This is a genomic window from Ensifer canadensis (genome assembly GCF_017488845.2).
Lineage (GTDB): Bacteria > Pseudomonadota > Alphaproteobacteria > Rhizobiales > Rhizobiaceae > Ensifer > Ensifer canadensis.
Genome location: NZ_CP083370.1, coordinates 1,873,408 through 1,898,626, shown reverse-complemented (window position 1 = coordinate 1,898,626; position 25,219 = coordinate 1,873,408). Strand labels below are relative to the sequence as shown.

Below are 25,219 nucleotides of genomic sequence, written 5' to 3'. Positions count from 1 at the left end.
AAGGCGGATCGGAGTTCTGCCCGACGCCATGCGCAACTTCCAGGGCGTTACGACTTACTTTGGCGCCTGCGGGCGATAATCCAGCACCTTTCTCTAAAGTGTAGCGCTTCAACGGAAATTTCCAAGTTTCCGTGCGGCGATTGCCGATGGCGACAGGACCCTCGGTGGCCGCGTGTCTCATTAGACGCGCAAAGCTCGCTGTAGCACTTTGAATTGCTGCATGTTTCTACGCTTCTTCGCGGGTGAGGCCGTCGCGCAGCATCTGGACCTTTTCGTTGAGATCGATCATCTCGGGCACGGTAAATCCGGAACGACGCAGCAGCGTGTCGGTGAGGCATGCGGTCTTGGGGTGAAGCTCCTTGCCCTTCTCTGTCAGGAAAACCTCGACCAGCCGTTCGTCGACGGTGCTTCTGCGTCTTGAAAGGAAACCGGCCGCCTCGAGCCGCTTGACTGCCGGGGTGATGGTGCTCGGTTCCAGGCCGAGCCGATCGGCAATCGCCGATATGCTCAAGCCGTCCTGTTCCCACAGTGTACTGACGGCCAGATACTGCGTGTAGGTGACGCCGAGCGCGTCCAGCATCGGCTTGTAGGCGCGATTGATGGCGATCGCTGCCGAGTAGATCGAGAAGCAGAGCTGGCTGTCGAGCGGAAGCGGTGCGGGTTCGGTCATGGTCGTCTCCAATATTTAAGTCCGTGGCTTTTCATGAGCTTAGCACGAAAACCATTATTGCGATAATAAAATGCTGGACAGGTGATCGCGTAAGGCATATCTAATGATTACCGCGATAACAACTATCGCGCTAACAAATTAAGGAGTTGCGCAAATGTTGAAGACATCTCTGCTTGCCGCCGCCGCCTCGCTCACCCTGGCCGCCACCGGCACCACCGCGTTTGCCGCTGATGCAGGCGCAAAGAACGTCGTTCTCGTCCATGGCGGTTTCGTCGATGGCGCCGGCTGGAAGGGTGTCTACGACATCCTGAAGAAGGACGGCTACACCGTCAGCATCGTCCAGAACCCGACGACCTCGCTTGCCGCCGACGTCGCTGCCACAAGGCAGGCGATCGACAAGGCTGATGGATCGGTGGTGCTGGTCGGGCATTCCTATGGCGGCGTCGTCATCAGCGAAGCCGGCACCCATGAGAAGGTGCAGTCGGTCGTCTACATCGCCGCGTTCGCCCCGGATAAGGGCGAGTCGGTCTCGTCCTTGATTGCCAACCCGCCGGCCGGCGCGCCGGTGCCGCCAATCCTGCCGCCGGTCGATGGCTTCCTGTTCCTCGACAAGGCAAAGTTCGCCGCATCGTTTGCTGCTGACGTCGATGCCGAGACGGCCGCCTTCATGGCAGACTCCCAGGTTCCGTGGGGCGTCGAAGCGCTGGCCGGCGCCGTCACCGAGCCTGCTTGGAAGACCAAGCCGAGCTACTATCTGGTTGCGGGTGAAGATCGCATGATCCCGCCGGCTGCCCAGCAGATGATGGCCAAACGCGCCGGCTCAACCGTCGTCGAAGTGCCCGGCAGCCACGCCGTCTATGTCTCCAATCCGAAGGCGGTCGCCGATCTCATCGAGAAGGCGGCGGAAACCGCCAACTGATCGTCGGCGACGAACGACACAGCAACAATCGACCAACACAGGGCCGGGAGAGGGATCTCCCGGCTCTAAAGCGCGTCGCGATCTCCAGGATTCGCTTGCTGCCCTTTAAGCTCTTGTTTTTGCGCATGTCGTCATCACAAAGCCGCTGCGCACTTTTGCACGACATGCTCTAGATTGCCGACATACCCCAGAGAATCCTGTCTAACGGGAGGCTCACCCAGTTCTCCCTCATTCCGGCCCTGTGCCGGAATCCAGCGAGCTGACGTCTGTCAGGTCGAAAGACCTTTCAGCCCAAGGACTTGGGCTGACTGGATTCCTGTGACGGGCACAGGAATGAGGGTGCTTTGAGCGCCGTGAAGGCGCCCGAATGTCGAACAGGTCATATGGATGACTTTGTCATCAGTCTGAGGGGCGGGAGAGGGATCTCCCGGCCGTGTTTGCTGGGCAGGACCTTCCGTCTTCCGAACGGCCCGGCGGCAACATGCAGCTTGCCCACAGCTTCGCCGTTGATGGCCACGCTGGCCCATTGGTACAAGCCTTCCACCGTCAGCTGTGGGAAGAGGGCAGGTTGCGAGTTCGCCGCGCCAACCCGATGCGTTTCGCGCTCATACCCAGATTTGTCGCTGCGGCGAATTCCGATTTGGCGAAACATGCGGTAGTCCTTGGGTGAACTTCCCGTCGGATTGTGCGTCAGGCCCCAAGCGCCTGTCGCGCGCTCTGCTGTCGCCCAGTCCTTCTGCCGAACCCAGGTATTGCATGACCGCCGAACAGTCCCTCGCGTTTATAGTCATCGGCGCCATGATGGCATTCTTCATCTGGGGGCGGTTTCGATATGACGTGATTGCCTGTTCCGCCCTGATGCTTTCGGTCGCCGTTGGCATCGTGCCTTTCGATCACGCCTTTGATGGTTTCAGCGACGATATCGTCATCATCGTCGGTAGCGCCCTTATCGTCAGCGCCGGGGTGGCGCGCTCCGGTGTCGTGGATGCGGCGATCCAGCGGTTTCTGCCGAACATTTCCTCGGTCCGGGCGCAGCTTGCGCTGCTGGTCATCACGGTCACGGTGCTTTCCGCCTTCATCAAGAATATCGGCGCGCTGGCGATCATGATCCCGGTGGCGTTCCAGTTTGCCCGCCGTTCCGGCGTCCAGCCCTCGGTGTTCCTGATGCCGATGGCCTTCGGCTCGCTGATCGGCGGGCTGATGACCCAGGTCGGAACCTCGCCCAATATCGTCGTTTCGCGCGTGCGCCAGGAGTTGACGGGCGAGAGCTTCACCATGTTCGATTTCACCCCCGTCGGCGCCACGCTTGCTGCCGTCGGTGTCGTCTTCCTGCTGTTTGCCTACAAGCTGGTGCCGCAGCGCACGAGCCAGCATGTCTCGGTGCAGGCGGCGATCGAGATCACAGACTATACCTCGGAGGCGGTGGTTGCCGCCGGTACGCCCATGATCGGCAAGTCGCTGAGCCAACTCGTCAAGATTGCCGACGGCGGTGCCGTCGTCACCGCGATGTTCCGGCGCGGCCTGCATGTGGCGCCATTGCCTGACGTCAAGCTCGAGGCCGACGATATCCTGCTGCTCGAAGGCGGGCCGGATGCGCTCGATCGTATCGTCTCGCAGGCCAAGCTGAAGATCTCCGGCGACCGTTCGCCGTCATCCAGCGAAAAGACCGGCGCGGAGATCGAGGCGGTCGAGGCTGTGATCGGCGGCGGCTCGCCGCTCGAAGGCATGACCGCGCAGCGCCTGGCGCTGTTCAGCAACCACAACATCAACCTGCTTGCCGTCAGCCGGCAGGGCGAGCGGCTGAAGCAGCGGCTCGGCAACATTCGCTTAAGGGCCGGCGATATCGTCGTGCTGCAGGGCGCGCGCCGTGAACTGCCGTCGTTCCTGCAGGACTTCGGCTGCCTGCCGCTGGCGCAGCGCGAGATCCTGCTTGGCACCATCCGCAAGGCGACGCTGCCGCTCCTCGTTCTTGCCGCCGCCATGGGCTCGACGGCCGTCGGCCTCGTGCCGATCCCGATCGCCTTCTTCGCCGCGGCCCTTGCCATGGTGATCTTCCGCATCATTCCGCTGCGCGACGTCTACCGGTCGGTCGACGGGCCGATTTTGGTGATGCTGGCAGCGCTGATCCCGGTCAGCGATTCGCTGCGCACGACAGGGGGCACCGACGTGATCGCCAGCTGGCTCGGCACGATTGCCGCGGGCCTGCCGCCGGCCGGGGCGCTGACGCTGATCCTGCTCGCCGCCATGGCAGTGACGCCGTTCCTCAACAATGCCGCGACCGTCCTGGTCATGGCGCCGATCGCCGCCAGTTTCGCGACCACGCTTGGCTACCGCCCCGAAGCCTTCCTGATGGCGGTTGCCATTGGCGCAGGCTGCGATTTCCTGACCCCGATCGGCCACCAGTGCAACACGCTGGTCATGGGCCCGGGCGGCTACAAGTTCAGCGACTATCCGCGCCTCGGCCTGCCGCTTTCGGTGGTGATTGTCATCGTCAGTGTGCCGGCGCTGATCGCCGTCTGGCCGCTGCGCTAATCGCCTTCCTAAAGGTAGTTGCTTCCTCTAACGGCAATCGGACCGGACCCCAGACGTCACTTCACAGCGACGACGACTTTCCCCTTGGCACGCCCCGTTTCGACATAGTCCAGCGCCTCGTTGGTCCTCTCGAACGGGAAGACCCGATCCACTACCGGTCGTATGGCACCTGTGTCGATCAGGGAGGTGATCTGACCAAGCTGCCCACCGTTGGCCGTCATGAAGTGGAAGGAGTAGCTGATCCTTCGGCGCTTCGATTTTCTCCTGATGCCGAAACTCAGCAGGCGCATGACCTGTTGAAGCAGCCAGCCAGAACCGTTCTGCCGCGCGAAGTCCGGATCGGGCGGACCGGAAATCGAAATCAGCTTCCCGCCCGGCTTCAGAACAGCAAGGGATTTCTCCAGCGTTTCCCTCCCTAGGCTGTTCAGCACGACGTCATAGCCCTGCAGCACTTTCTCGAAGTCATCCTTCTTGTAGTCGACGACGACGTCTGCGCCGAGACTTTTCACAAGAGCGATATTTGGTGTGCTCGTGGTCGTCGCCACATATGCCCCAAGATGCTTGGCAAGCTGGATCGCGATCGCGCCCACACCACCGGAGCCGGCATGGATCAGGACCTTCTGTCCCTTTTGCAAGTTGGCCCGCTCGACAAGCACCTGCCATGCTGTCAGGGCAACAAGCGGAATGGATGCGGCCTCGTTCATACTCAGATTGTTCGGCTTCATCGCTACATCGGCCTCGTCCATGGCGATGTACTCTGCAAATGTCCCGATGCGATCCTGGGCCGGGCGTGCATAGACCTCGTCACCAGGCTTAAATCGCCGGACATTGGCCCCGACCCTGACCACCACGCCCGCTACATCGTTGCCCAGCACCAGTGGAAGGCGGTAGGGAAGGATGACCTTGAACTCTCCGTCCCTGATCTTATTGTCCAAGGGGTTCACGCCGGCGGCATGAATCTCAACCATGACATCGTTCTCACGCAACTCCGGCTGTGGGCCTTCGCCGAGCCGGAGAGCGCCGCCTTTCAGATAGCGATCGATCAGGAATGATTTCATCAGACTAACTTTCGTTTCTATGGTGAGCCGGCAGCGCCAGCAGTGCGGCGGCGACAGCTCAATCGGGAAGTCTGCTGAACTTCCGAAGGTTCTTGTCGACGATGGACTCGGGCAGGAAGCGACGCATGAAACGGACTTGTCCTGCAGCTTTTCCGGCGGTGTAGCGTCGTTTGGGCGATGCCGCATTGGCGGCCCTTACGACGGCTTCGGCGACCACCTCGGGTGCATCGCCCTTCGCGACGATGTCGCGCATCAGCCTCTCCGCGTCGGCGCGAACCGTGTCGTAAACGGCAAGCGGGCGGTCCGGTCGCGTGATGTTCTCTTCGAAGGATGTGCGGGTTACGCCGGGCTCGACAAGCACGATGCGGATGCCTTGCGTTCGCACTTCGTGGTCAAGAGACTCCGAATAGCCTTCGATGGCATGTTTGGTCGATGCGTAGAGCGCATTGTAGGGGGCGGGGATCAGCCCGAGTATGGAGCTGAGGTTGACGATCCGTCCTCGATGCTGCCGTCTCATCGTGGGCAGCACCGCATTTGTCATGCGTATGATGCCGAACACGTTTACGTCGAAGACGGCTTTCGCCTGTTTCGTCGTGGATTCCTCAGCGCCGCCGAGCAGTCCGATCCCGGCATTGTTGACAAGAAGATCAATCCGTCCTGCGCGACTTAGAACCTCGTCGACGGTTGTCTGCACCGATGCGTCATCGGTTACATCGCAGATCAGCATCGTGATCCCGTCCGGGGTATCGGGCATCGGCTTTCGGCTGGTACCGAAGACACGGTAGCCATCGTGCCGCAGCGCTCGTGCTGTCACCAACCCAATGCCTGAGGAAGCGCCCGTGACCAGGGCAATGCCGCGTTCTGTCTTGCTCATCGGCTTGTGCTTTCATTTTATCATGGAATATCGCTGAACATTCAGTTACTATTAAATTAGTAGTTAGTCACTATCAAAAAGATACTAACATGAAAAATCTGTCGAGCCAGCCATGCCTGATCGCCAGGAGCCTTGCGCTTGTGGGGGATGCCTGGAGCATGCTGATCATGCGAGATGCCCATGCGGGCCTGACCCGCTTCGATGATTTCCGCAAAAGTCTTGGTATCGCGCCGACGATGCTGACGGGGCGGCTTTCAGCGCTGACGGAGGAGGGGCTGCTGGAGAAACGCCGCTATTCCGATCGTCCGCCACGAGACGAATATGTCCTGACCGAAGCTGGCCAAGACTTCCTGCCGGTTCTGTTTGCCATCGGCGCGTGGGGACGCAAGCATCGCGGCGGGGGCGAGGTAACCCGGTTCTTCGACGCCGAGACCGGAACGGAGATCGATCCCGTCACCATCGACCGGGCGACCGGCGCTCCAGTCGGGACACGTCCCATTCGTATCGCCGCACCGGAATGAGGCACCCCAGGCAGATGAAGTATCGCCTGACAACGCCTCTTGAAATCGCTTCCAGCACAGAGTTGCCGGTCCGTTGGTCGAGCAATGTCTTATGACCGTCGCCGGCAAACGCTGATGCCAGATTAATAGGTCCGGTTGACAGTCGCGATCGATCGTCCTGATGGCGTGAGAAGTGCTCTGCCAATGTGCGTCGCAGGCATCATTCGTTAGCTTGTGTTGTATTATGATATTACATAACAGATGAATATGAAAATATGCCGCATGTTGATATGCCAATGCCGCACCTTTGCGGTAAACGTCGGAAGCTGCTGGAACAATGACGGCCCGACTGCTTAGGTGGCAACGCCTTCCAGCGTCATGATCCGCGTCTTGGCGCAGCGCTCTCGGATCGCCTTGAGGCGTTGATACGCCGGCGAGTTGTACCACTCGAGCAAGGAGTGCATGTCCGGGAACTCGACAATGACGAGCCGGTGCGGCTCCCAGTCTCCCTCGAGCACCCGGGTAGCGCCACCGCGCCCCAAATATCGGCCACCATAGCGCGCCTCCGTTGCCGGCACTTCCCGTATGTATTCTTCAAAGGCCGCGGCATCGGTGACCTCGACATCCGCAATCAGATAGGCGGCCATGGCAGATCTCCTTTTCCACACAGGCGCCATCGAAGGATACGCCCGTTGGTCGGTGCGGGCGAGTTGGTCAACATATTTTTGTGTTGAATAATGTTATGTTATCACATAACAAATGCGCATGAAAAAATGCGACATGTTGATAGGCCAAGGCCGTGCTGTCGCGGCGGTTGTCACCTCCGCCGAAGTGTGCGACGAAGGCTTTGATGGTGCTGCAACCGCGACAATGCGGAAGCGGCTGAAAAGGGAACACGGAGCGGACGACCCAAATGGGGCCGAAACCGTGGCTGCCCCCGCAACTGTGAGCGGAAAGCGCATTCACACCATGTCACTGGCGATCAGCCGGGAAGACGTGGATGCGCCGCGACCCGCGAGCCAGGAGACCTGCCATCGAACCGATCAACCACAACGGACGGGGTGTTCCGATGGAAAAGAACTGGTTTTTGCGCGACGGTCATCCGTCATCATGCCGCGTTGCCACATTCTCTCCGGACCAATCCGGAGGAGAAGAGACATGGCCAATCCGGTTTCCCGACAGCACACGATAACGGTCTGCACCGATTGCCGTTTCACCGGCGGCCCATGCCGTCCGGGAGCGGATCTGATCCAGCGGCTGAACCGCAGTATTGCCGCGCTCGGCGAGCCGCTCGACCGGGATTTCTCCATTACTGGGACGGTCTGCATGGCCGCGTGTACCAGGCCTTGCACCATCGCTTTCCAGGCAACCGGCAAGGCGACCTACCTCTTTGGCGATATCTCGCCCGAGGAGGATATCGATGATCTCGTCTCGTTCGCGACCACCTATGCCGGAAGGGGCGATGGCATGACGCGGGCGGCCGAGAGGCCGCGCGGGCTCAACGGCAAGACGCTGGCGCGCATCCCGGCAGCGATGCTGGTCTCCGAAGACATCGGCTGGCATTTCCAATGATGGCGCGGGGAGGGACGAGCCGATGAGCTGCACCGCGACAGGGGCCGGGCTTCGGGTCCACGCCCTGGATTGGGGACCGCGCCCGGACCTGCGGCTGGTCCGCGAGATCGACTTTGCCATTGCGCCCGGCAGCCGGCTTGCCATTCTCGGGCCGAACGGTGCCGGCAAGACCTCGCTGCTGCGCTGCCTCTATCGCTCGGCCCAGCCGATAGCGGGCGCAATCGAGGTCGATGGCGTCGACATCTGGGCGATGACGGCGCGCGAGGCGGCAAAGATCATTGCCGTCGTGCTGCAGGAAATGCCGAGCGACTTTCCCTTCAGCGTGCGCGACGTGGTGATGATGGGCCGCATCCCCCGGCGTGAGGGCATGAGCGGCTGGACCGCGAGGGACCGCGAGACGGTTGCGCACGCGCTCGAGCATCTCGATCTCACCCACCTTGCCGGGCGGCAATTCGCGACGCTTTCGGGCGGCGAGAAGCAGCGGGTGCTGATCGCCCGGGCGCTTGCCCAGCAGCCGCGCATCATCATTCTCGACGAGCCGACAAACCATCTCGATATCCGCCACCAGCTCGAAATTCTCGAGTTGTTGCAGACGCTGCAGCTGACGATCGTCACCACGCTGCACGACATCAACCTGGCAGCCGAGTTCGCGACCGATGTGGCGATCCTGACGGAGGGACGCATGACGGCCTTCGGCCCGCCCGAAGACGTGCTCAACCCACAAGCGCTTTCCGCCGCCTTCGGCGTCACCGCCACTGCCCACAACAATGCCGTTTCGAGCGGCGCACGCTTTTCCTTTTCACTTGCTCGACAGGAACTGATTTCATGAAGACCTTCATTGCCCATTCCGCCTTTGCCCTGCTGGTTCTGGCGGCAACGCCGGCGCTCGCCTATCCCGTGACCGTCAAGAGCTGCAACCGCGAGGTGACCTTCGATTCAGCACCGAAGCGCGCCGTTTCCAACGACGTCAACCTCACTGAAATGATGCTGGCTCTGAAATTGCAGGACCGCATGGTCGGCTATACCGGCGTATCCGGCTGGAAGACGCTGGACGAAAAGCTGCGCGAAGGCGTCAAGGCGCTGCCGGAGCTTTCGGAAAAATATCCGACCAAGGAAGTGCTGCTCAATGCCGACGCCGACTTCTACTTCGCCGGCTGGAACTACGGCATGAAGGTCGGGGGCGAGGTGACGCCGGAAACGCTCGAACCCTTCAAGATCAACGTCTATGAGCTGACCGAATCCTGCATTCACGTCATGGCCAAGGGCAAGCCTGTCATGGACGACATGTTCGTCGATATCCTCAATCTCGGCCGCATCTTCGGCGTCGAGGATCGGGCGCAGGCGCTGGTCGACGGTTATCGCCGCGATCTCGACAAGATCACTGCAGACACCGGCGGCATCGAACGCCCGACCCGCGTCTTCGTCTATGATTCCGGCGAGGAGAAGCCGTTCACGTCAGGCCGGTTCGGTATCCCGACGGCAATGATCGAGGCGGCGGGCGGCGTCAACGTCATGGACGACATCGAGAAGAGCTGGACCGAGATTTCCTGGGAGCCGGTGATCGACAAGAACCCTGAGGTGGTGGTGATCGTCAACTATGGCGAGGTCACCGCCGAGCAGAAGATCGCCTTCATGAAGAGCAACCCCGCCTTCAAGAACATCGATGCCGTCAGGAATGACCGCTTCGTCGTGCTCGATTATGTCGAGGCGACACCGGGTCCACGCAACATCGATGCCATTGCGCGCCTTGCCAGGGCCTTTCACGGGCAGGCGATGTAACCGAGGCGGCCTGCGGGAGCATGCCGTTTCGCATGCTCCCGCCTTTCCATTCCAATAATTGACCAGGGACGGACTGTGAAAACCACGACCGCCATTCTCGCGGCGCTGCTGTTGCTGTGCCTGACGATCACTGCCGCCGTCTCATGGGGTTCAGCGCCCATCCCGGTCTCGACCGTCTGGTCGATCATCGCCTCGAAGCTGTCGCCCGGCAGCGTCGACGTCGTCTGGTCGGCGGGGCGCGAAAGCATTGTCTGGGACGTGCGCCTGCCGCGTGTCGTGCTTGCCGGGCTGGTTGGAGCCGGGCTGGCCTTGACCGGCGCCGTGCTGCAGGCGGTTACCCGCAATCCGCTTGCCGATCCGCATCTGCTCGGTGTGTCCTCCGGCGGCGCGCTCGGCGCGATCATCGCGCTACTGCACACCGGACTCATTCTCGGCCTTGCCACGGTGCCGCTGTTTGCCTTTGCCGGCGCGCTGGCTGCGACCGCACTTGTTGCGCTCGTGACAAGGGTGCTCGGCACCAATGCCGACCGGCTGGTGCTATCAGGCGTGGCCGTTGCCTTCACCTTGACGTCTGTCGGCAACCTGATGATTTTCCTCGGGGATCCAAGGGCGGTGCATACGGTGATTTTCTGGATGCTCGGCGGTCTCGGGCTCGCGCAATGGCCGCATCTTGTCTATCCCGCGGTGGTGCTGACAGCCTGCCTCGGCTACCTCGTGCTGAGGGCGCGCGAGATCAATGCGCTTGCCATGGGCGACGAGACGGCAACGACGCTCGGCATTCCCGTTCGCCGGTTCCGCCTCGTCCTCTTCGTCGTCACCGCACTTCTGACCGGGGTCATGGTCGCTTTTTCCGGCGCGATCGGCTTTGTCGGCCTGATGGTGCCGCATTTCGTGCGGCTGTTTGCCGGCAGCGACAATGTCCGGGTCATCCCGCTTTCGGCCTTCGTCGGGGCGCTGGTGCTGATCTGGGCGGACCTCTTTTCCCGCGTCGTCATGGCGCCCGAGGATATGCCGATCGGCGTCATCACCGGGCTTGTCGGCGGCATGGCTTTTATTGCCATTTTGAAGCGTCGCGCGTAAGCCAGCGGCATGGACACGGTGCGATTGCCGCCTATCTGATAGGTCGACCGTCCCCACGGCATGACATGAGGAGCGAATGACCCATCAAGCTGAGGCCTGCACCCCGGATGAAGTGCTGAAATTCTGGTTCGAGGAACTGTCGCTCGACCACTGGTTCAAGCCGTCGCGCGAGCTGGACGAACATTGCTTCCTGCGCTTCCAGGCGTCGCACCTCGCCCTTGCCAGGGAGATCGGCGACATCTGGCGGGCGACGCCGGAAAACCGGCTGGCGGCAATCGTGCTTCTCGATCAGTTGCCGCGCAACATGTATCGGGGGACGCCGCTTGCCTTTGCGACCGACGGCCTGGCGCTCCGGGAAGCCAAGCTCGCCGTCGGCGCCGGCGCCGACATGGCGGTCCGGCCGGAGTGGCGGGCGTTCTTCTACATGCCGTTCGAGCACTCGGAGAACCTGACGGATCAGACGATGGCGGTGAAGCTTTTCACCGAGCTCGGCGATCCCATGTATATCGATTATGCAATCCGGCACCGGGAGGTGATCGAGACCTATGGTCGCTTCCCGCACCGCAACGCCTTCGTCGGTCGGACGTCGACGGCGGCGGAACTGACCTATCTGGCGCAGCCGGGCGCAGGATTCTGACAGTTTTACGGGCTGTGAAGGCATGTTTTACCGTGTCTTTGCATCTTTCCGCCGTCTTTCGTATTCAAACCGCATTGTGACGGCTGCCGGGGCGATTCCGCATCCGGGCGAGGTCTGGGCTTCCGAGGGTTTTGAAATTGCATTTCGTGGCAAAGTTGTTCGCTGTTTCTGTCTGCCTGCTGTCGCTGGCCGGTGCCGGCACTGTCGTGGCGCAAAACGCCCAACCGGTGCAGACGACGACGCAACCCGGCGAGAAGCCCGCTCAAGCTCCGGCAGTGCCTGCCGAGGGCGGCGCGCAGCCTGCCCAGAACACACAACCGGCCGCCGACGGCAAGGCGCAGCCGGCAGCGAACGTGCAGCAGCCTGCAGCGGGTGCTGCCCAACCGGCGCAAAACGCCGCGACGCCAGCGCAGCCGACCGACGCAGCCGTTGCTGCCGAAGCCGGCCAGAGCCAGACGGCGGAGCAACTGGCTCACGCCGGCAAGGAACTGGCGCGGCTGAGGGACCTCATTGCCAAGGCCAGTGACGACGACATTGCGCTTGCCGAGCTCAAGGTGCAGGTCGATGCCGTCGCCAAGCAGATCATCTCGACCTCGATCGCCACGCGTCCGCGGCTGGACGAGATCAAGGCGCGGCTGACCGAACTCGGCGATCCACCGGGCGCGGGGCAGCCACCGGAAGCCGATATCGTCACGGCCGAGCGCAAGCGGCTGCTTGCCGAACGCGGCGAGATCAATGCGCTGACGGGGGAGGCCGAGGGCCTTTCGGTCCAGGCGACGAAACTGTCGAACGGCATCACGGCGACGCGACGCGCGCTGTTTTCCAACACGCTGTTGAAGAACACCGACGTTTCGGTCGAAATGTTCGACGAGGCGCTGTCGGCAACGGCCAATGAAACCAAGGTGCTGTCGCGCAGCACGATGAGCTGGCTGACCTTCGTCTGGAAATACAAGCGGATTCCCTTGCTGACCGCGATCTTCCTGTCGATCTGTGCCGCACTCGTCTTCCTCGTCGGCAGTAACAAGCTGTTTTCACCCTATATCCACCACGACAAGTCGGACGAGGAGCCGAGCTATTTCCGGCGTCTGTCGGTTGCCTTCTGGTCGACATTCATTCCGACCATTTCGACAGGCGCCTTTGCGCTGTCGAGCTTCTTCTTCCTGCACAGTTTCAACGTGCTGCGTTCGGATATCACGCCGATCATCGCGATTGCGCTTGCGGTCACGGTGGTCGGGTTCTTCGTGACCACGCTCGCCAATGCGGTGCTGTCGCCGTCGGACTCGCGCTGGCGCCTCGTGCGCGTGTCGGATCGCGGCGCCAAGGTGCTTTTGGTCACCATCTTCGCCATGGCGCTGGTCAACGGCCTTGACTACATGTTCGGCGGCGTCAGCGAAGCGCTCGGCTCGCCGGTCGTGCTGACGGTGGTGAAGAGCTTCACCGCCTCTGTCATCATCGGTCTGATCATCATTGCTTCGGCCTGGATCAAGCCGACGCTCAAGCACGATGAGCCTTTCGATGCGCCGGGTCGCCCGTGGCCGCGCCTGGTCTCCATCGTTCTGATCCTGACTGGCGCGTCGCTCATCATCGCCGCCGCTACCGGCTATGTCGGCCTGTCCCGCTTCATCGCCACGCAGATCATCATTACAGGCGCGATCCTGGTGATGATGTATATCGGCTTCCTCACCGGCAAGGCGGTCTCGCGCCAGGGGGCGTTCGCCGAAACGGCAGCCGGGCGCTATCTCGAGCGCCGCTTCAAACTTGAACAGGTCGGGCTCGATCAGGTGGGCCTGGTGGCAGGCCTCAGCATTTACGCGCTGGTGACCCTGTTCTTCATTCCGCTGATCCTGCTGCAATGGGGCTTCCAGGTCGCCGACATCGAATCCTGGACCTATCGCGCCATCACCGAGATCAAGATCGGCACCATCACCATCTCGCTCATGGGCATCATGGCGGGCATCCTGTTCTTCATTCTTGGTTACATCGTCACCCGCTGGGTGCAGCGCTGGATCGACGGCAACATCATGGCGCGCAGCCGGGTGGATGCGGGCGTCAGAAACTCTATCCGCACCGGCATCGGCTATATCGGCGTTGGGCTCGCGTGCCTGATCGGCCTTTCGGCTGCCGGTATCGACCTTTCCAATCTCGCGCTCGTCGCCGGTGCCCTCTCGCTCGGCGTCGGTTTCGGTCTGCAGAACATCGTTTCGAACTTCGTCTCGGGCCTCATTCTCCTGGTCGAGCGTCCGTTCAAGGTCGGCGACTGGATCGTCAGCGGCACGACGGAAGGCTTCGTCAAGCGCATCTCGGTGCGCGCCACCGAGATCGAGACCTTCCAGCACCAGTCGATCATGATGCCGAACTCGCTGCTGATCAACGCGTCGGTCGGCAACTGGACGCACCGCAACAAGCTCGGCCGTTCGGAAATAGCCGTCACCGTCACCTATGCCAGCGAGCCCCGGCGGATCATGGATCTCTTGGCCGAGATTGCCGCCGCCCATCCGATGGTGCTGAAGAACCCGTCGCCAAGCGTCGGCTTCACCTCCTTTGGCGATGACCGCATGACCTTCGAACTCCGGATCTACGTGGCCGATGTGTTGACCGGCGGCGGCGTGCGCAACGATCTGCGTGTGGCCATCTACGAGCGCTTCCGCGACGAGGGCATCGGTGCACCGTTCCCCTTGAAGATCGAGGACGTGCCGATCGAAGATCAGACCGGCATCGAGAGCCACGAGCCGGAAACCGTCGGCGAGCCAAAGGGCGCAACGTCGGCCGAGGCGAGGGCCACAGCCTCGAAAAAGGAAACCGCTTCCGCGGCGCCGCTTGACGAGGAAAATGAAGAGGAAGGCGGCAAGCGCCGCGCTTCCAGCCGCCGCTCAAACCCCAACCGCTGATAAACGGAGCGTTCAGCCGCTATTCAGCCTGCCCGCGATAAAAAGCATGCAATTCTTCTTTTGACGGTCTAGGCTGTCATGGGCTGAAGAGGTGGCCGGAGCCACCGTCGCTTATCCGACGGGGCGGACGGCTGTGCAAAAGGGCGGCGCCGCGGGCGTCGATGGGCGATGAAGACATTTGTGATTGCTTTGCTTTCCGGCGTGCTGGCGGCAGGGGCGGTTTCGGCCGCGACTGTCACGAACAAGGATGGCGAGACTGCTGTTCTGGTTGTCGTCGAGGGCGAAAGCCGCATGGAAGTGGCGATCAGCGCCGGCGCCACCGAGATGATCTGCCCCAGCGGCTGCTTCGTCACCACGCCGAGCGGCGACCGTATCGGCCTGCAGGGCGACGAGAATGTCGAGATCGTCAACGGTTCGGCGATCGTCAAGTAAGCGCAGCTCTTCAAACGGAATTCGAAACGGCGTCGGGATCACCCGGCGCCGTTTTCCGTTTCACGACATCGCGCCAGATGCATCGGTGCGCGACCTCGCCGGCAAAAGCGGCCTGCGCGCAGCCCTAAACCGAAGGGGTGAGGACGCGCTAATCCCATTTGGCAATTGAATGAAATGCGGCGATCGCCCGTTATTCCAGAGACGAAGCGTCCACAAGGTTTCGCGCAGACCGGGTGACGCAAGGGCGGGTCGGCGGCATTGACAGGGCCGGCAATGGATCGCACCCTTGCGACAACAGGCGCTGTGCGGCGGCGGGGCAGGCGAGTTAAGACAGCGCCGCGCGTCTTATCAGACGCGCAAAGGTCGCTGTAGCGCTTTGAATTGCTGCAGGTTTTATCCCTAAATCGACAACGATTTAAGGACACGTGCAGCGGGGGGCATGCATGGGCATGCCCGGGGGGTATGGCATGCATTGGCTTCGCATCGTCATCGCGGTCTTCCTGGTGCTGATATGTTCGCAGGCGCTTGCCGAAAGGCGGGTGGCGCTGGTCATCGGTAACTCGGCCTACCAATATGTGCCAGAGCCTCCCAACCCCGACAACGACGCAGGCGACATGGCCGCCAAGCTTGAAGCGCTGGGATTCGAGGTCGTCGTCGGTCGCGATCTTGATCTTGCCGGCGTGCGCAACACGATCCGCGACTTCGTCGGCAAGCTCGACGGTGCGGACCTCGCGTTGTTCTACTATGCCGGCCACGGCCTGCAGGTGAACGGCGAGAACTATATCGCTCCCATCGACGCCAAGCTTCTCTCCTATATCGACCTTGAATTCGAGGCGGTACCGATGAACCTGATCCTTTCGGCGATGGAGCGCGAGACGCGGGTCAATCTGGTGTTCCTCGATGCCTGCCGCGACAATCCGCTGGCAGTCAATCTTGCCCGCTCGATGGGCACGCGCTCCAGCTCGATCGGCCGGGGGCTGGCGAAGGTCGGTACCGGCATCGGCTCGCTGATCGCCTTTGCCACCCAGCCCGGCAACGTTGCGCTCGACGGCGCCGGGCGCAACTCACCGTTCACGGCGGCGCTGCTGCGCCACCTCGGCAAGCCCGGACGCGACATCACCCGTGAGCTGATCGACGTGCGCCGTGACGTGCTGGAGGCGACCGATGGCAAGCAGGTGCCCTGGGACAATTCCTCGCTGACCGGCGAGGTGGTGCTGAAGCCATCGACATCGACGGAGCCTGCGGCGTCGGCCGGCGGCGACAAGGGCGACAACGCCGCCGAGCTTGCCTATTGGGACACGATCAAGGGATCGAGCGACCGAGACCTGTTCGACGCCTATCTGCAGCAATATCCTGGTGGTGCCTTCGTCTCGCTGGCGAAGGCGAAAATCAGGATCATCGAGCGTGCGGCGGCCGACGTTGCGGCTGCGCAGCTGGAAGCCGAGGGGGCGAAACAGCAAGCACCGCCTGTCGGGGGGCTGCCCACCGCAACGGAGCAGGTGGCTGCATTGACCCAGCCGCTGGCCAACCAAACCCCGACGCTTGAAACCGCCTCGCCCGACCGGGAGCTGGTGCGCTCGATCCAGAAGGAGTTGAACCGCGTCGGCTGCCGCGCCGGCAGCGAAGACGGGCTCTGGGGTCTCGGAAGCCGCAGGGCGCTGGAGCAGTTCGCCAAACTGATCAAGGTCGAGCTTGCGGCCCTTGAGCCGTCTGATGGCGTGCTGGAACGATTGCGGTCGCAGAAGGCGCGGATCTGCCCGCTCGTCTGCGCCCAGAACCAGCAGCTGAAGAGCGGCCGCTGCGTCGATATCAAGCGCGAGGCGAAGCTGCCGGAGCCGGCGAAGACGCGCAGCACCGACGAGACGCCGACCAGGAAAGCGCCATCGAACACCATTACGGCGCCTGACGACGCCAAGAAAAAGAGTTTTGCCAACTGCCCGGCCAGTGCCCAGCTCGCAGCCCGCCAGACCCTGGAGCGCGGCACGGGGCGCGGACGCACGATGAGATCCGCCATGCATTCCTGCGGCCGCACCTTCGTGTGCCACCGCGCCGCCCGCGGGCAGCCCTGGGACTGCAGCTGGCGGTGACAGGGCCGCGGCATGGCGACCGACCGGAACGGCGTCGCGGCCACACAACAGCGTGATCTTCGGACCCAGATGGAGGATAGTCAGCATGAGCCAAGCGATCCGCGCACTGCAACCGGGCGAGCCTGCTCCGGCCTTCTCGCTACCCGCCGCCAACGTCGGGGGCGTGGTTTCGCTCGCGGACCTGCGCGGACGCCCGTTTCTGATCGGGCTGTTTCGCGGCCTGCATTGCCCGTTCTGCCGGCGCCAGCTGCGGCAATTTTCCGCGCTCCAGCCCGCCTTGCGCGAGGCGGGCGTCGAGACACTGGCCGTGATCAACACGCCGCTCGAGCGGGCAAGGCTCTATCTCCAGTTTCAGCCGACGCCGGTGACGGTGTTGTGCGATCCGGAGTGCCGCACGCATCGTGACTTCGGCGTGCCGCGCGTGGTCTTCGCCCCGGCCGACGGTGAGGAAAAGAAGCAATGGCCCTTTCACGCCAGCTTCGAACAGTTTGCCGCAGCGCGCATCAATCCGAACGACGAGATGGCCGAGCCGGCACACCCGATGGAGGCCAATACCGTGCTCAACACCAAGGATGGCTTCGAGCTGAATGACGTCGACCGGTCCATCTTCGAGAACCATGGCACCCAGCTTGTCGGCCATTTCCTTGTCGATGGGTCAGGCCATATTGCCTGGGCCGAGGTCGAGGCACGCAACGGCCCCGAGGGCCTTGGAACCTTGCCGACCGCCGAGCAGATCATTGCCGCCGCAGGAGATGTGGCGGTTTCCTCCGCCAACCAGGGGCCGCGATGATGGATGCTGCCGTGGCGAAATCAACCGCGCTCCTGCATGCGTGATGTTTCAGTCGCGCCGAAGACCGAAGCTTGTTGTTGCGCCGCGCTGGGGCTGGCCTGTCTCGGCCGGTCCGCCCGTGTGTTTTCGGCTGGCGTAGATGAGATAGACCGAGGCAGCGATGAACAGCGACAGCGGCAGGCCGGGATAAAGGGTGAAACGGTGCAGGTAGACCTTGGCCCAGGTCAGCGCACCGTAGAGACCAAAGCCATGCAGGCCAAAGAAAAATGGCCACAGCATTATCGCAAGCCCGAGCAGGCCGTACGCCATCATGAGAACGAGCAGGGTGGACCAGACGCGATACGCGGCGGCGTGGCCCTCGTTCATCGGACCGCTTGGTGCGCGTGCAAGACTCAGCGTGATGATGGCAATGACCGCGCTCAGGAGCGAAGTGGGTAATTGCGGGCCGGCGAAGCCGAAAAAGAAAGCGACGCCCCAGTGCGCCCCGAAAATGAGCGCAAAGGGAAGATCGGACAGGGCAAGCAGGACGATGTAGATGCCGATCTTGCCCGGCATGCCGACTACCTTGCTCCGGGCGATCGAGATGCGTGCAAGCGACGCTGCGAAGGTCAGGTAGATGATCGGCTTCAAATAGACGCCAAGCACCACGGCGAAGGCGCCGGCAGCATCAGTTCTGGCGGCGCCGCTCATATGGACCAGGGCATACACGATAAACGGAAATGCCAGGGTGACGACGACGAAAAGGCCAAAACGCCATGCCCATGCCCGCGCGTAGGCTCCGCCGCTAATGACGTTTTCCACGATGTCTCTCCCGATTGCTCGTGCTTGTCGCCACGTTTGGCGATAGGTCGTTAAAGTTCTGCTCGGTAGAACAATGCAACTTTAGGGATTGTCTCCTTTGGCGGTGGTAATTGCGAACGCGGGCAGTTCCCGCGGTCGGCGCTCCCAGCCCCATCCGCGTCGTCGGGACCACGCCGCGTGTCCGGCTCGCCCGGCCGTGGTCGCATTTCGGGGCTTGATTTTGTCGCCGCAATCGTAACCATCCGGCGACCGTCAAACACCTGATGTCGCCAGAGGATGCGCCCCATGAAACTGCAGCTGATCCGCAACGCCACCTTGAAGCTCGACTATGCCGGCCGCACGGTGCTGATCGATCCCTATCTGGCGCCGAAACACAGCCTGCCGTCCTTTGCCAACCGGTCCGAGAACCCGATGGTCGAGCTGCCGGTGTCGATCGAGGCGATCCTTGATGGCGTGGAACTGGTCATCGTTTCGCACCTGCATTCCGACCATTTCGACGATGTGGCCAAGGAACGGCTGCCGAAGCATCTGCCGATCTTCTGTCAGCCTGGCGATGAAGGCGAGATCCGCGCCGCGGGCTTTACCGACGTGATCCCGCTTGTCGACCGCGCCAGCTGGCAGGGGCTGACGCTGACGCGGCGCGAAGGCAGCCACGGCCTTGGGGCCGTCGTCGAGCTGATGGGCTCGGTCATGGGCTTCACGCTTGAAGCTGCGGGCGAACCGTCGATCTACTGGGCCGGCGACACCGTGCTCTATCCGCCGGTGGCAAGCGTGATCGCCGAGACGAAGCCCGACATCATCGTCACCCATTCCTGCGGTGCCCGCTGGGACGGCGACCTCATCGTCATGGATGCGCAGGAAACCGTTGCCGTCTGCGAAACATCCGGCGATGCCGTGGTCGTCGCCACGCATATGGAGGCGCTCGACCACGCCACGATCACCCGGCATGACCTGCGCGAAGCTGCTGATAACAGCGGGATTTCGGCGATGAAGCTGCGAATCCCGGCCGATGGTGATGTCCTGGTTCTTGAAGGGGCTGCGACATAATTTCGAGCGCGGGCGCCATCGCGAGTCATGCTGGCCCTCAGCGGAAAGGCGGCTCTCGCATTCGCAGACGGCTGCCGCCGTCTAACTCCGCTCTCGCGTCTGCATTTACAGTAACGCACTTACGTCTGCGATCGATTCGGACAATGCTGTAGCTCCACGGCCAATTGGCAGGAGGGCAGCATGAGGCGGTTGTTTTTTGCGGCGATGGCTCTGGCGGCGATGTCGTCGGCCGCCGCAGCACTTTCACCCGATGAACTCGCACGGCGGACGATCGAGCGTCGTGCGGTGGAGGCAGTGATCTGGGGCATGCCAGCGGTCAATTATGATCTGATGCTCCAGGAAATGCTCACCAAGACCAAGGGCAAGGTCAACGAGATCGTCTACTGGTCCCGTCCGCTCGATTGGCAAAATCAGACGCTGACGCCCAACCCGGATGCGATCTATCTGATGACCTTCACCGATACCCGTGATGTCGGGCCGGTGGTCATCGAGGTGCCCCCTGCCGAGGGTGGATCGATCAACGGCAACATTGTCGATGTGTGGCAGATGCCCCTGGAGGATGCCGGTCCGTCCGGCGCCGACCAGGGCGAGGGCGGAAAGTACCTCGTTCTGCCGCCGGGCTATGTCGGGACGATCCCCGAAGGCTACATACCACTGAAGTCGAATACCTATGGCGGTTATGCGCTGTTGCGGTCCAACCTCGCCAGCCACGCCGACGCTGATATCGAAAAGTCCGTGGCCTACGCCAAGAGGCTGAAGGTCTATCCGCTGTCCCAGGCGGCATCTCCGCCGGAGACGGTGTTTACCGATGCCAGGGACGTGCTGTTCGACAGTACCATCCGCTACGATGTCAGCTTCTTCCAGTCGCTCGATCGCATTGTCCAGAGCGAACCATGGCTGGCGCGGGACCGGGCGATGATCGATCAGCTGCGGTCTCTCGGCATCGAGAAGGGAAAGCCGTTCAGGCCGGAAGCCACGACCACCGAGGCGCTCGCGGTAGGAATAGAGGAGGCCCGCGAATGGCTCGAGTTGAAATACGATGCCGGCTTGAAACCCTTCTATGACAAAGGACGCTGGAATTTCCCGGCCGACCCGGAGCTCGTCAAGGCGGCGCAGGCGTCGTACGATGAGCCGGATGCCTATCCCGTCGATATTCGCGGCGTCACCTACAGCTATGCCTATGTCGGCATCAAGCGCCTGGGGGCGGGGCAGTTCTACCTTATTGCCATCAAGGACAAGGACGGCCAGGCTTTCGAGGGGTCGAAGACCTACCGGCTGACGGTACCGGCCAATGTCCCGGTCGAGCAATACTGGTCGCTGACCGCCTACGATCGCCAGACCCACGCGCTGATCCGCAATATGCCGCACGCCAGCCGTTCCTCGCAGGTCGCCGAACTGCAGAAGAATGCCGACGGCTCGGTCGATATCTACCTTGGTCCGAAAGCTCCTGATGGAAAAGAGTCGAATTGGATCCCGACCGATTCGCAGCGCGACTTCGAACTTATGTTCCGCCTCTACGCGCCGACAAAGGCCTTGTTCGAAAAGACGTGGGTGCTGCCGGACGTCGAGCCGGTACGCGAATGATCCGGGATCGGTAACCGGGGCAGCCGTCATGTGGCTGCGCGTCGTGTGCCCCTTGCGGTGGAGAACTCGCGCGTCGCACCACACGCCGCGATAGGTGGCGACCGGCTGCACTGCGGCCGGTCACCTTGCCTCGGTATTGATCGTGGCCTCAGTACTGGTCGCAGCGGCGCACCCATTCCATCGGGTAATTCAAGCTGTCCTCGTCGCGGCCCTTGGGTACGAGGTCGAGGAAATGGTAGGCGCCGTTCAGCATCTCGACGCCGCGCGAGTAGCAGGAATAGGTGTGGAACAGCTCGTTCCTGTCGTCCCTGTAGAATACGCTGATGCCCACCTGTTCCGACACGGTGCTCGGCTGGATCTTGTAGTTGTAGTAGGCCTCGCCCTTGGCGAGCTGTTCGGGCGTCCGGGATGCCTGATAGTCGAAGTTGAAGTCGCTGCCGAAGGATGACACCCATGGGAAGCTCCAGCCCAGCCGCTTCCTGTAAGCCTCGATCTGGGTGAGCGGTGCGCGCGATACGGCGGTGAAGGTCACGTCGCGATGGTTGAGATGAACCGGGATGCCGTTGAAATTGTCGGCCCAGAACGAGCAGTGCTTGCAGCCTTCCTGCCAGTCGGGACCAAGCATGAAGTGGTAGACGATCAGCTGCGAGCGGCCGTCGAAGAGATCGGTGAGCGACAGGGCGCCGTTCGGCCCGTCGAACTGGTAGGATTTTTCCACGCGCTCCCAGGGCATTTCCATGCGGCGGCGCGTCAGCGCCTCCCGTTGACGGGAGAATTCCTTTTCGGCGGCAAGCAGGTCCAGGCGCGCCTTCAGCCACGCCTCGGGTGAAACGATTTCGTTCTGCATCGTGGTCTCCAATGAAAGAACACAAGGGCGAAACGCCTTCGATTGGCGGCTTTTCCTTGGGTTCGGTTGGTTATTGATCGGCATTTTCGCCGATCGGCTAAATCTCTTCCTTCCGCGCGACAGGCATCTGCCGTTCGGTTCTTGAACCAGTCTCCAATGCGTGACCCTGATGCCGTGCTGGCTTCGGTCACAGAGTGGCGTTCGGCTCCCGGCTTCCCATTCTCCTTGAGGAGCGCAGCCCAGTCCTGCCGGGCTCGCTAGACGACAATCAGGACAGCCGGGATATCGTCGACGCGCCTTCCGTGGTGCTGGTGCCGCGCGGCTCGTAAGCGCGCTGGTCACGCAGGATCTGGAAGGCGATCGTCAAAAGCTTGCGCGCGATCGCCACACGCGCCTTGTTGGTTCCTCTGATCTTCAGATGCTCGTACTGGTCATGAAGTTGCGCATCGCTGGCGATGGCGGGGGTGACGGCTTCGACGAAAGCCCAGCGCAGCCACTTGTTGCCCTGCTTGATGATCTTGCCGTGAAAGGTCTTGCCGCCGGAGGAATAGGTCGAGGGCACCAGTCCGGCATAGGCGGCGAGCTTCTTCGGATTGCGAAAGCGGGATACATCGTCAATCTCCGCGTCGATCAGCCGGGCGAAGAACTCGCCGATGCCGGGGATCGTCTTCAACAGCTTGACGTTGGCATTGGCCTTGGTCATCGCCCGGATCGTTGCTTCCGACTGCTTGATCCGCACGTCAATGTCGCCGATGAAGGCGAGGCCACGGTCGATCTGGATGCGGTCGATCTCCGAGACGTTGACTTGCGCCAGCTGGACGCGGCCGGCCTTGCCAAACAGATCCCCGAGCTTCTTCAGCTGTGCCGTCTGCTCCGGATAGCGATCAAACACCGTGACAATGCGGTTCTTCGTCATCGTGCGCAGCCGCACGTAAAACATCCGCTCGCGCAGGGCGACGCGCAGGTCTCTTGCTCGTTCGCTGGGCGCCCAGGCCTCCGGCACCAGGTCGGCCCTGAGCAGATGCGCGAGCACCGTCGCATCGATCTTGTCGGTCTTGATCTTGGCGTCGGCAATCGCCTTGACCTTCAAGGGATGGGCGAGAACGACATCATCGCAAATGTCGTCGAGCCAGTCGTACATCACCATCCAGTTGCGCGTCGCCTCGACCACAGCATGCGAGTTCTCGCGGTAGCGTTCCAGAAACCCACCGAGCGACTGGCGATCGTTCTTCACCCGGCCCGATCTGAGCGTCTTGCCGCTGCTGTCCTGCACCACCAGATGACTATAGGATTTGTGGTAGTCGACGCCAATATGGTAATCATAAGAGGCAGTCATGCTTCCAACTCCCTTGTTGAGATCTTCGAAACCCCAATAAGGTAAGCCGAAAGGCCGGAAGCGTGACTGTCCCTCGATCATCACCTGCATCTCAATGGTCCGTTCTCTCCTGGGACGCGGCTGCTTTCATGCCACCTCCTTGGTGTTGAGATGTTTGTCTGGTGGCAACGATCGGGGCTCACGGCCGATGGGTAGAGTTTCGCCGTCCGGAGAGCAGCCGCAGCCACGGCCCGGAATGGAAGGCGCTCATCAGCCCGTACATCGCCACCATTCCCGTCAGCGGGGACGCGGCTGAGGTCGTGCAGAGCATGTCCGGCTCGCCGATGCTCAGAACGCCGGTCAAAAGCGCCATGAACGCAAAGGTCGGACTGGCGAGGAGAGGGAGCCGATCGGCCGCGCCACGAGCTATCGCCCTTCGCGACCCTTCAATCGTTCCGGTTCTGTGCGTCGACATTTTCGGCTATCCATTTGTTCGGCGGTTGCGCAGGTCGTTGCGGGTCTGCGAATACAGTTAGCGTCCGAAGCTGAGAGTGCGGGAGTTACAAGTTTGACGGGATTGCGATGGACTCGCTGATCACGGCTGCGGCGCGGGCGCTGGCGGCGGGCGATCCGCTCGGCGCGCTGAAACGCGTCGCACTGCGCGACGACGCGCCGGCGCTGGCGCTGCGCGGGATCGCGATGGCGCAGCTCGGCGACTTCCCACGCGCAAAAGCCCTGCTGAAAAGTGCCGCGCGTGCATTCGGCCCAAGGGAAGCGGTGGCACGGGCGCGATGTGTCGTGGCTGACGCCGAGATTGCGCTGGTTTCACGCGACCTTGGCTGGCCGGAGAAGGCGCTTGAGACGGCGCGGGCTGTGCTCGAGGCCCATGGCGACCGCGTCAACGCCGCCCATGCGCGCAATCTCCAGGTCCGACGTCTCGTCCTGATCGGCCGCCTCGATGAAGCCGAGCAGGCGCTTGACGGCTTCGACCCGATGCCGCTGCCGCCCGCATCACGCGCCGCCAACGCTCTCATTGTCGCCGGCATCGCCGTCAGGCGCCTGCAGACGAAGACGGCGCGCGCTCAGCTGGCGCTGGCGCGCGAGGCGGCGCGTGAAGCCGGTATCCCGGCATTGACCGCCGAAGTCGACGGCGCCTTTTTAGCGCTCTCCAAGCCGGCTGCGCGCCTGATCGCCCGTGGCGAGGAGAGGGCGTTGCTGCTCGAAGAGGTCGCGGCGCTGCTGGCATCCGGCGCGCTGGTCATCGATGCATGCCGGCATGTCGTGCGGGCAGGTGATAGGTTAGCATCACTCTCGACGCGCCCGGTTCTCTTTGCGCTTGCCAGGACGCTGGCTGAAGCCTGGCCGGGGGATGCTTCGAGGAGCGCGCTTCTCGCCCGCGCCTTCCGGGCGAGGCACGCAGACGAATCGCACCGGGCGCGACTGCGCGTCGAAATCGGACGGCTTCGCGCTGAGCTACGGGATGTGGCCGAGGTAAGCGCGACAGCGCGCGGCTTTGTGCTGGTGCCGCGGCACGCTCGCGAGGTCGCCGTGCTGGCGCCGCCCGTCGAGGGACAGCACGGCGCGGTGCTTGCCTTGCTCGCTGATGGCGAGGCGTGGGCGAGTTCGGCGCTGGCGATTGCGCTTGGGGCGAGCCCGCGCACGGTGCAGCGGGCGCTTGACGCGCTTTGCGCGGCTGGCAAGGTGCAGCCGATCGGGCGGGGACGTGCACGCCGATGGATGACGCCGCCGGTGCCGGGTTTCCCGACAGTGTTGTTACTCCCCGGGCCGCTGCCGAGCGATTAGGATG

Annotated in this window: 23 protein-coding genes, 1 pseudogene and 1 riboswitch; of the genes and pseudogenes, 15 read left to right on the top strand and 9 right to left on the bottom strand. The window is 62.4% G+C overall.

Annotation, left to right across the window (positions count from 1 at the left end; all coding sequences use genetic code 11):
* Positions 1 to 226 precede the first annotated feature (226 nt).
* On the bottom strand, positions 227 to 670 hold the full coding sequence (locus J3R84_RS09260; protein WP_025427453.1) for a MarR family winged helix-turn-helix transcriptional regulator: 444 nt from the start codon (positions 668 to 670) through the stop codon (positions 227 to 229).
* Positions 671 to 824: 154 nt separating this feature from the next.
* Between J3R84_RS09260 and J3R84_RS09255 the strand changes: the two genes are divergently transcribed.
* Positions 825 to 1,589, top strand: a complete 765-nt coding sequence (locus J3R84_RS09255; RefSeq protein WP_025427452.1) for an alpha/beta fold hydrolase — start codon at positions 825 to 827, stop codon at positions 1,587 to 1,589.
* A 379-nt stretch (positions 1,590 to 1,968) separates the two neighbouring features.
* Here the strand turns inward: J3R84_RS09255 and J3R84_RS09250 are convergent, their stop codons facing one another.
* The gene (locus tag J3R84_RS09250; protein ID WP_025427451.1) at positions 1,969 to 2,241 is read right to left on the bottom strand and encodes a hypothetical protein; all 273 of its coding nucleotides are present in this window, start codon (positions 2,239 to 2,241) and stop codon (positions 1,969 to 1,971) included.
* Positions 2,242 to 2,345: 104 nt separating this feature from the next.
* Between J3R84_RS09250 and J3R84_RS09245 the strand changes: the two genes are divergently transcribed.
* Positions 2,346 to 4,121, top strand: a complete 1,776-nt coding sequence (locus J3R84_RS09245) for an SLC13 family permease (protein WP_025427450.1) — start codon at positions 2,346 to 2,348, stop codon at positions 4,119 to 4,121.
* Between the two features lie 56 nt (positions 4,122 to 4,177).
* Here J3R84_RS09245 and J3R84_RS09240 read toward each other — a convergent pair whose 3' ends face one another.
* A complete protein-coding gene (locus J3R84_RS09240) occupies positions 4,178 to 5,179 on the bottom strand; it encodes an NADP-dependent oxidoreductase (RefSeq protein WP_025427449.1) in 1,002 nt (333 codons plus the stop codon).
* 58 nt (positions 5,180 to 5,237) lie between these two features.
* Positions 5,238 to 6,053 (bottom strand): oxidoreductase, encoded by an 816-nt coding sequence (locus J3R84_RS09235; RefSeq protein ID WP_025427448.1) that lies wholly within the window; start codon positions 6,051 to 6,053, stop codon positions 5,238 to 5,240.
* 89 nt (positions 6,054 to 6,142) lie between these two features.
* On the opposite strand from J3R84_RS09235, the pseudogene J3R84_RS09230 reads away from it, so the two are divergent.
* A pseudogene (locus J3R84_RS09230) lies at positions 6,143 to 6,617 on the top strand (winged helix-turn-helix transcriptional regulator).
* A 289-nt stretch (positions 6,618 to 6,906) separates the two neighbouring features.
* On the opposite strand, the gene J3R84_RS09225 reads toward J3R84_RS09230, so the two are convergent.
* Positions 6,907 to 7,200, bottom strand: coding sequence for a DUF1330 domain-containing protein (locus J3R84_RS09225; RefSeq protein ID WP_025427446.1), 294 nt, complete (start codon positions 7,198 to 7,200; stop codon positions 6,907 to 6,909).
* Between the two features lie 187 nt (positions 7,201 to 7,387).
* A riboswitch (cobalamin riboswitch) is annotated at positions 7,388 to 7,603 on the top strand.
* Between the two features lie 108 nt (positions 7,604 to 7,711).
* Here J3R84_RS09225 and J3R84_RS09220 point away from each other — a divergent pair.
* The 9 genes from J3R84_RS09220 (at position 7,712) to J3R84_RS09180 (ending at position 17,818) form a co-directional block, all read left to right on the top strand.
* A complete protein-coding gene (locus tag J3R84_RS09220) occupies positions 7,712 to 8,125 on the top strand; it encodes a DUF1636 family protein (protein WP_025427445.1) in 414 nt (137 codons plus the stop codon).
* Positions 8,126 to 8,147: 22 nt separating this feature from the next.
* Positions 8,148 to 8,954 (top strand): ABC transporter ATP-binding protein, encoded by an 807-nt coding sequence (locus J3R84_RS09215; RefSeq protein WP_025427444.1) that lies wholly within the window; start codon positions 8,148 to 8,150, stop codon positions 8,952 to 8,954.
* Entirely contained in the window at positions 8,951 to 9,904 is a 954-nt protein-coding gene (locus tag J3R84_RS09210; protein ID WP_025427443.1) for an ABC transporter substrate-binding protein, read from the top strand. The genes J3R84_RS09215 and J3R84_RS09210 overlap by 4 nt, the downstream gene beginning before the upstream one ends.
* 75 nt (positions 9,905 to 9,979) lie before the next feature.
* Entirely contained in the window at positions 9,980 to 10,984 is a 1,005-nt protein-coding gene (locus J3R84_RS09205) for a FecCD family ABC transporter permease (protein WP_239637572.1), read from the top strand.
* Between the two features lie 76 nt (positions 10,985 to 11,060).
* The gene (locus J3R84_RS09200; protein WP_025427441.1) at positions 11,061 to 11,621 is read left to right on the top strand and encodes a DUF924 family protein; all 561 of its coding nucleotides are present in this window, start codon (positions 11,061 to 11,063) and stop codon (positions 11,619 to 11,621) included.
* A 137-nt stretch (positions 11,622 to 11,758) separates the two neighbouring features.
* Positions 11,759 to 14,509, top strand: a complete 2,751-nt coding sequence (locus J3R84_RS09195) for a mechanosensitive ion channel domain-containing protein (RefSeq protein WP_025427440.1) — start codon at positions 11,759 to 11,761, stop codon at positions 14,507 to 14,509.
* A 168-nt stretch (positions 14,510 to 14,677) separates the two neighbouring features.
* Complete coding sequence (locus J3R84_RS09190) at positions 14,678 to 14,941, top strand: hypothetical protein (protein WP_025427439.1); 264 nt, start codon at positions 14,678 to 14,680, stop codon at positions 14,939 to 14,941.
* 467 nt (positions 14,942 to 15,408) lie between these two features.
* Positions 15,409 to 17,028: a caspase family protein gene (locus J3R84_RS09185; RefSeq protein ID WP_203528147.1), complete on the top strand. Its 1,620-nt coding sequence runs from the start codon at positions 15,409 to 15,411 to the stop codon at positions 17,026 to 17,028.
* An 85-nt stretch (positions 17,029 to 17,113) separates the two neighbouring features.
* On the top strand, positions 17,114 to 17,818 hold the full coding sequence (locus J3R84_RS09180) for a peroxiredoxin-like family protein (protein ID WP_025427437.1): 705 nt from the start codon (positions 17,114 to 17,116) through the stop codon (positions 17,816 to 17,818).
* Positions 17,819 to 17,866: 48 nt separating this feature from the next.
* Here the strand turns inward: J3R84_RS09180 and J3R84_RS09175 are convergent, their stop codons facing one another.
* The gene (locus J3R84_RS09175; protein ID WP_057206249.1) at positions 17,867 to 18,619 is read right to left on the bottom strand and encodes a hypothetical protein; all 753 of its coding nucleotides are present in this window, start codon (positions 18,617 to 18,619) and stop codon (positions 17,867 to 17,869) included.
* 285 nt (positions 18,620 to 18,904) lie between these two features.
* Between J3R84_RS09175 and J3R84_RS09170 the strand changes: the two genes are divergently transcribed.
* Positions 18,905 to 19,666: an MBL fold metallo-hydrolase gene (locus J3R84_RS09170; protein ID WP_025427435.1), complete on the top strand. Its 762-nt coding sequence runs from the start codon at positions 18,905 to 18,907 to the stop codon at positions 19,664 to 19,666.
* A 180-nt stretch (positions 19,667 to 19,846) separates the two neighbouring features.
* Positions 19,847 to 21,250: a DUF1254 domain-containing protein gene (locus J3R84_RS09165; protein ID WP_025427434.1), complete on the top strand. Its 1,404-nt coding sequence runs from the start codon at positions 19,847 to 19,849 to the stop codon at positions 21,248 to 21,250.
* 148 nt (positions 21,251 to 21,398) lie between these two features.
* Here the strand turns inward: J3R84_RS09165 and J3R84_RS09160 are convergent, their stop codons facing one another.
* The 3 genes from J3R84_RS09160 to J3R84_RS09150 all read right to left on the bottom strand — a co-directional run bounded on the left by J3R84_RS09160 (position 21,399) and on the right by J3R84_RS09150 (position 23,887).
* On the bottom strand, positions 21,399 to 22,097 hold the full coding sequence (locus tag J3R84_RS09160; protein ID WP_025427433.1) for a DUF899 domain-containing protein: 699 nt from the start codon (positions 22,095 to 22,097) through the stop codon (positions 21,399 to 21,401).
* A 268-nt stretch (positions 22,098 to 22,365) separates the two neighbouring features.
* Positions 22,366 to 23,433 carry an IS110 family RNA-guided transposase gene (locus J3R84_RS09155; protein ID WP_025428410.1) on the bottom strand — a complete coding sequence of 356 codons (1,068 nt, stop codon included), beginning with the start codon at positions 23,431 to 23,433 and terminating at the stop codon, positions 22,366 to 22,368.
* A gap of 178 nt (positions 23,434 to 23,611) precedes the next feature.
* A complete protein-coding gene (locus tag J3R84_RS09150; RefSeq protein ID WP_025427432.1) occupies positions 23,612 to 23,887 on the bottom strand; it encodes a hypothetical protein in 276 nt (91 codons plus the stop codon).
* A 107-nt stretch (positions 23,888 to 23,994) separates the two neighbouring features.
* Between J3R84_RS09150 and J3R84_RS09145 the strand changes: the two genes are divergently transcribed.
* Entirely contained in the window at positions 23,995 to 25,215 is a 1,221-nt protein-coding gene (locus J3R84_RS09145; RefSeq protein ID WP_025427431.1) for a hypothetical protein, read from the top strand.
* Positions 25,216 to 25,219: the final 4 nt, after the last annotated feature.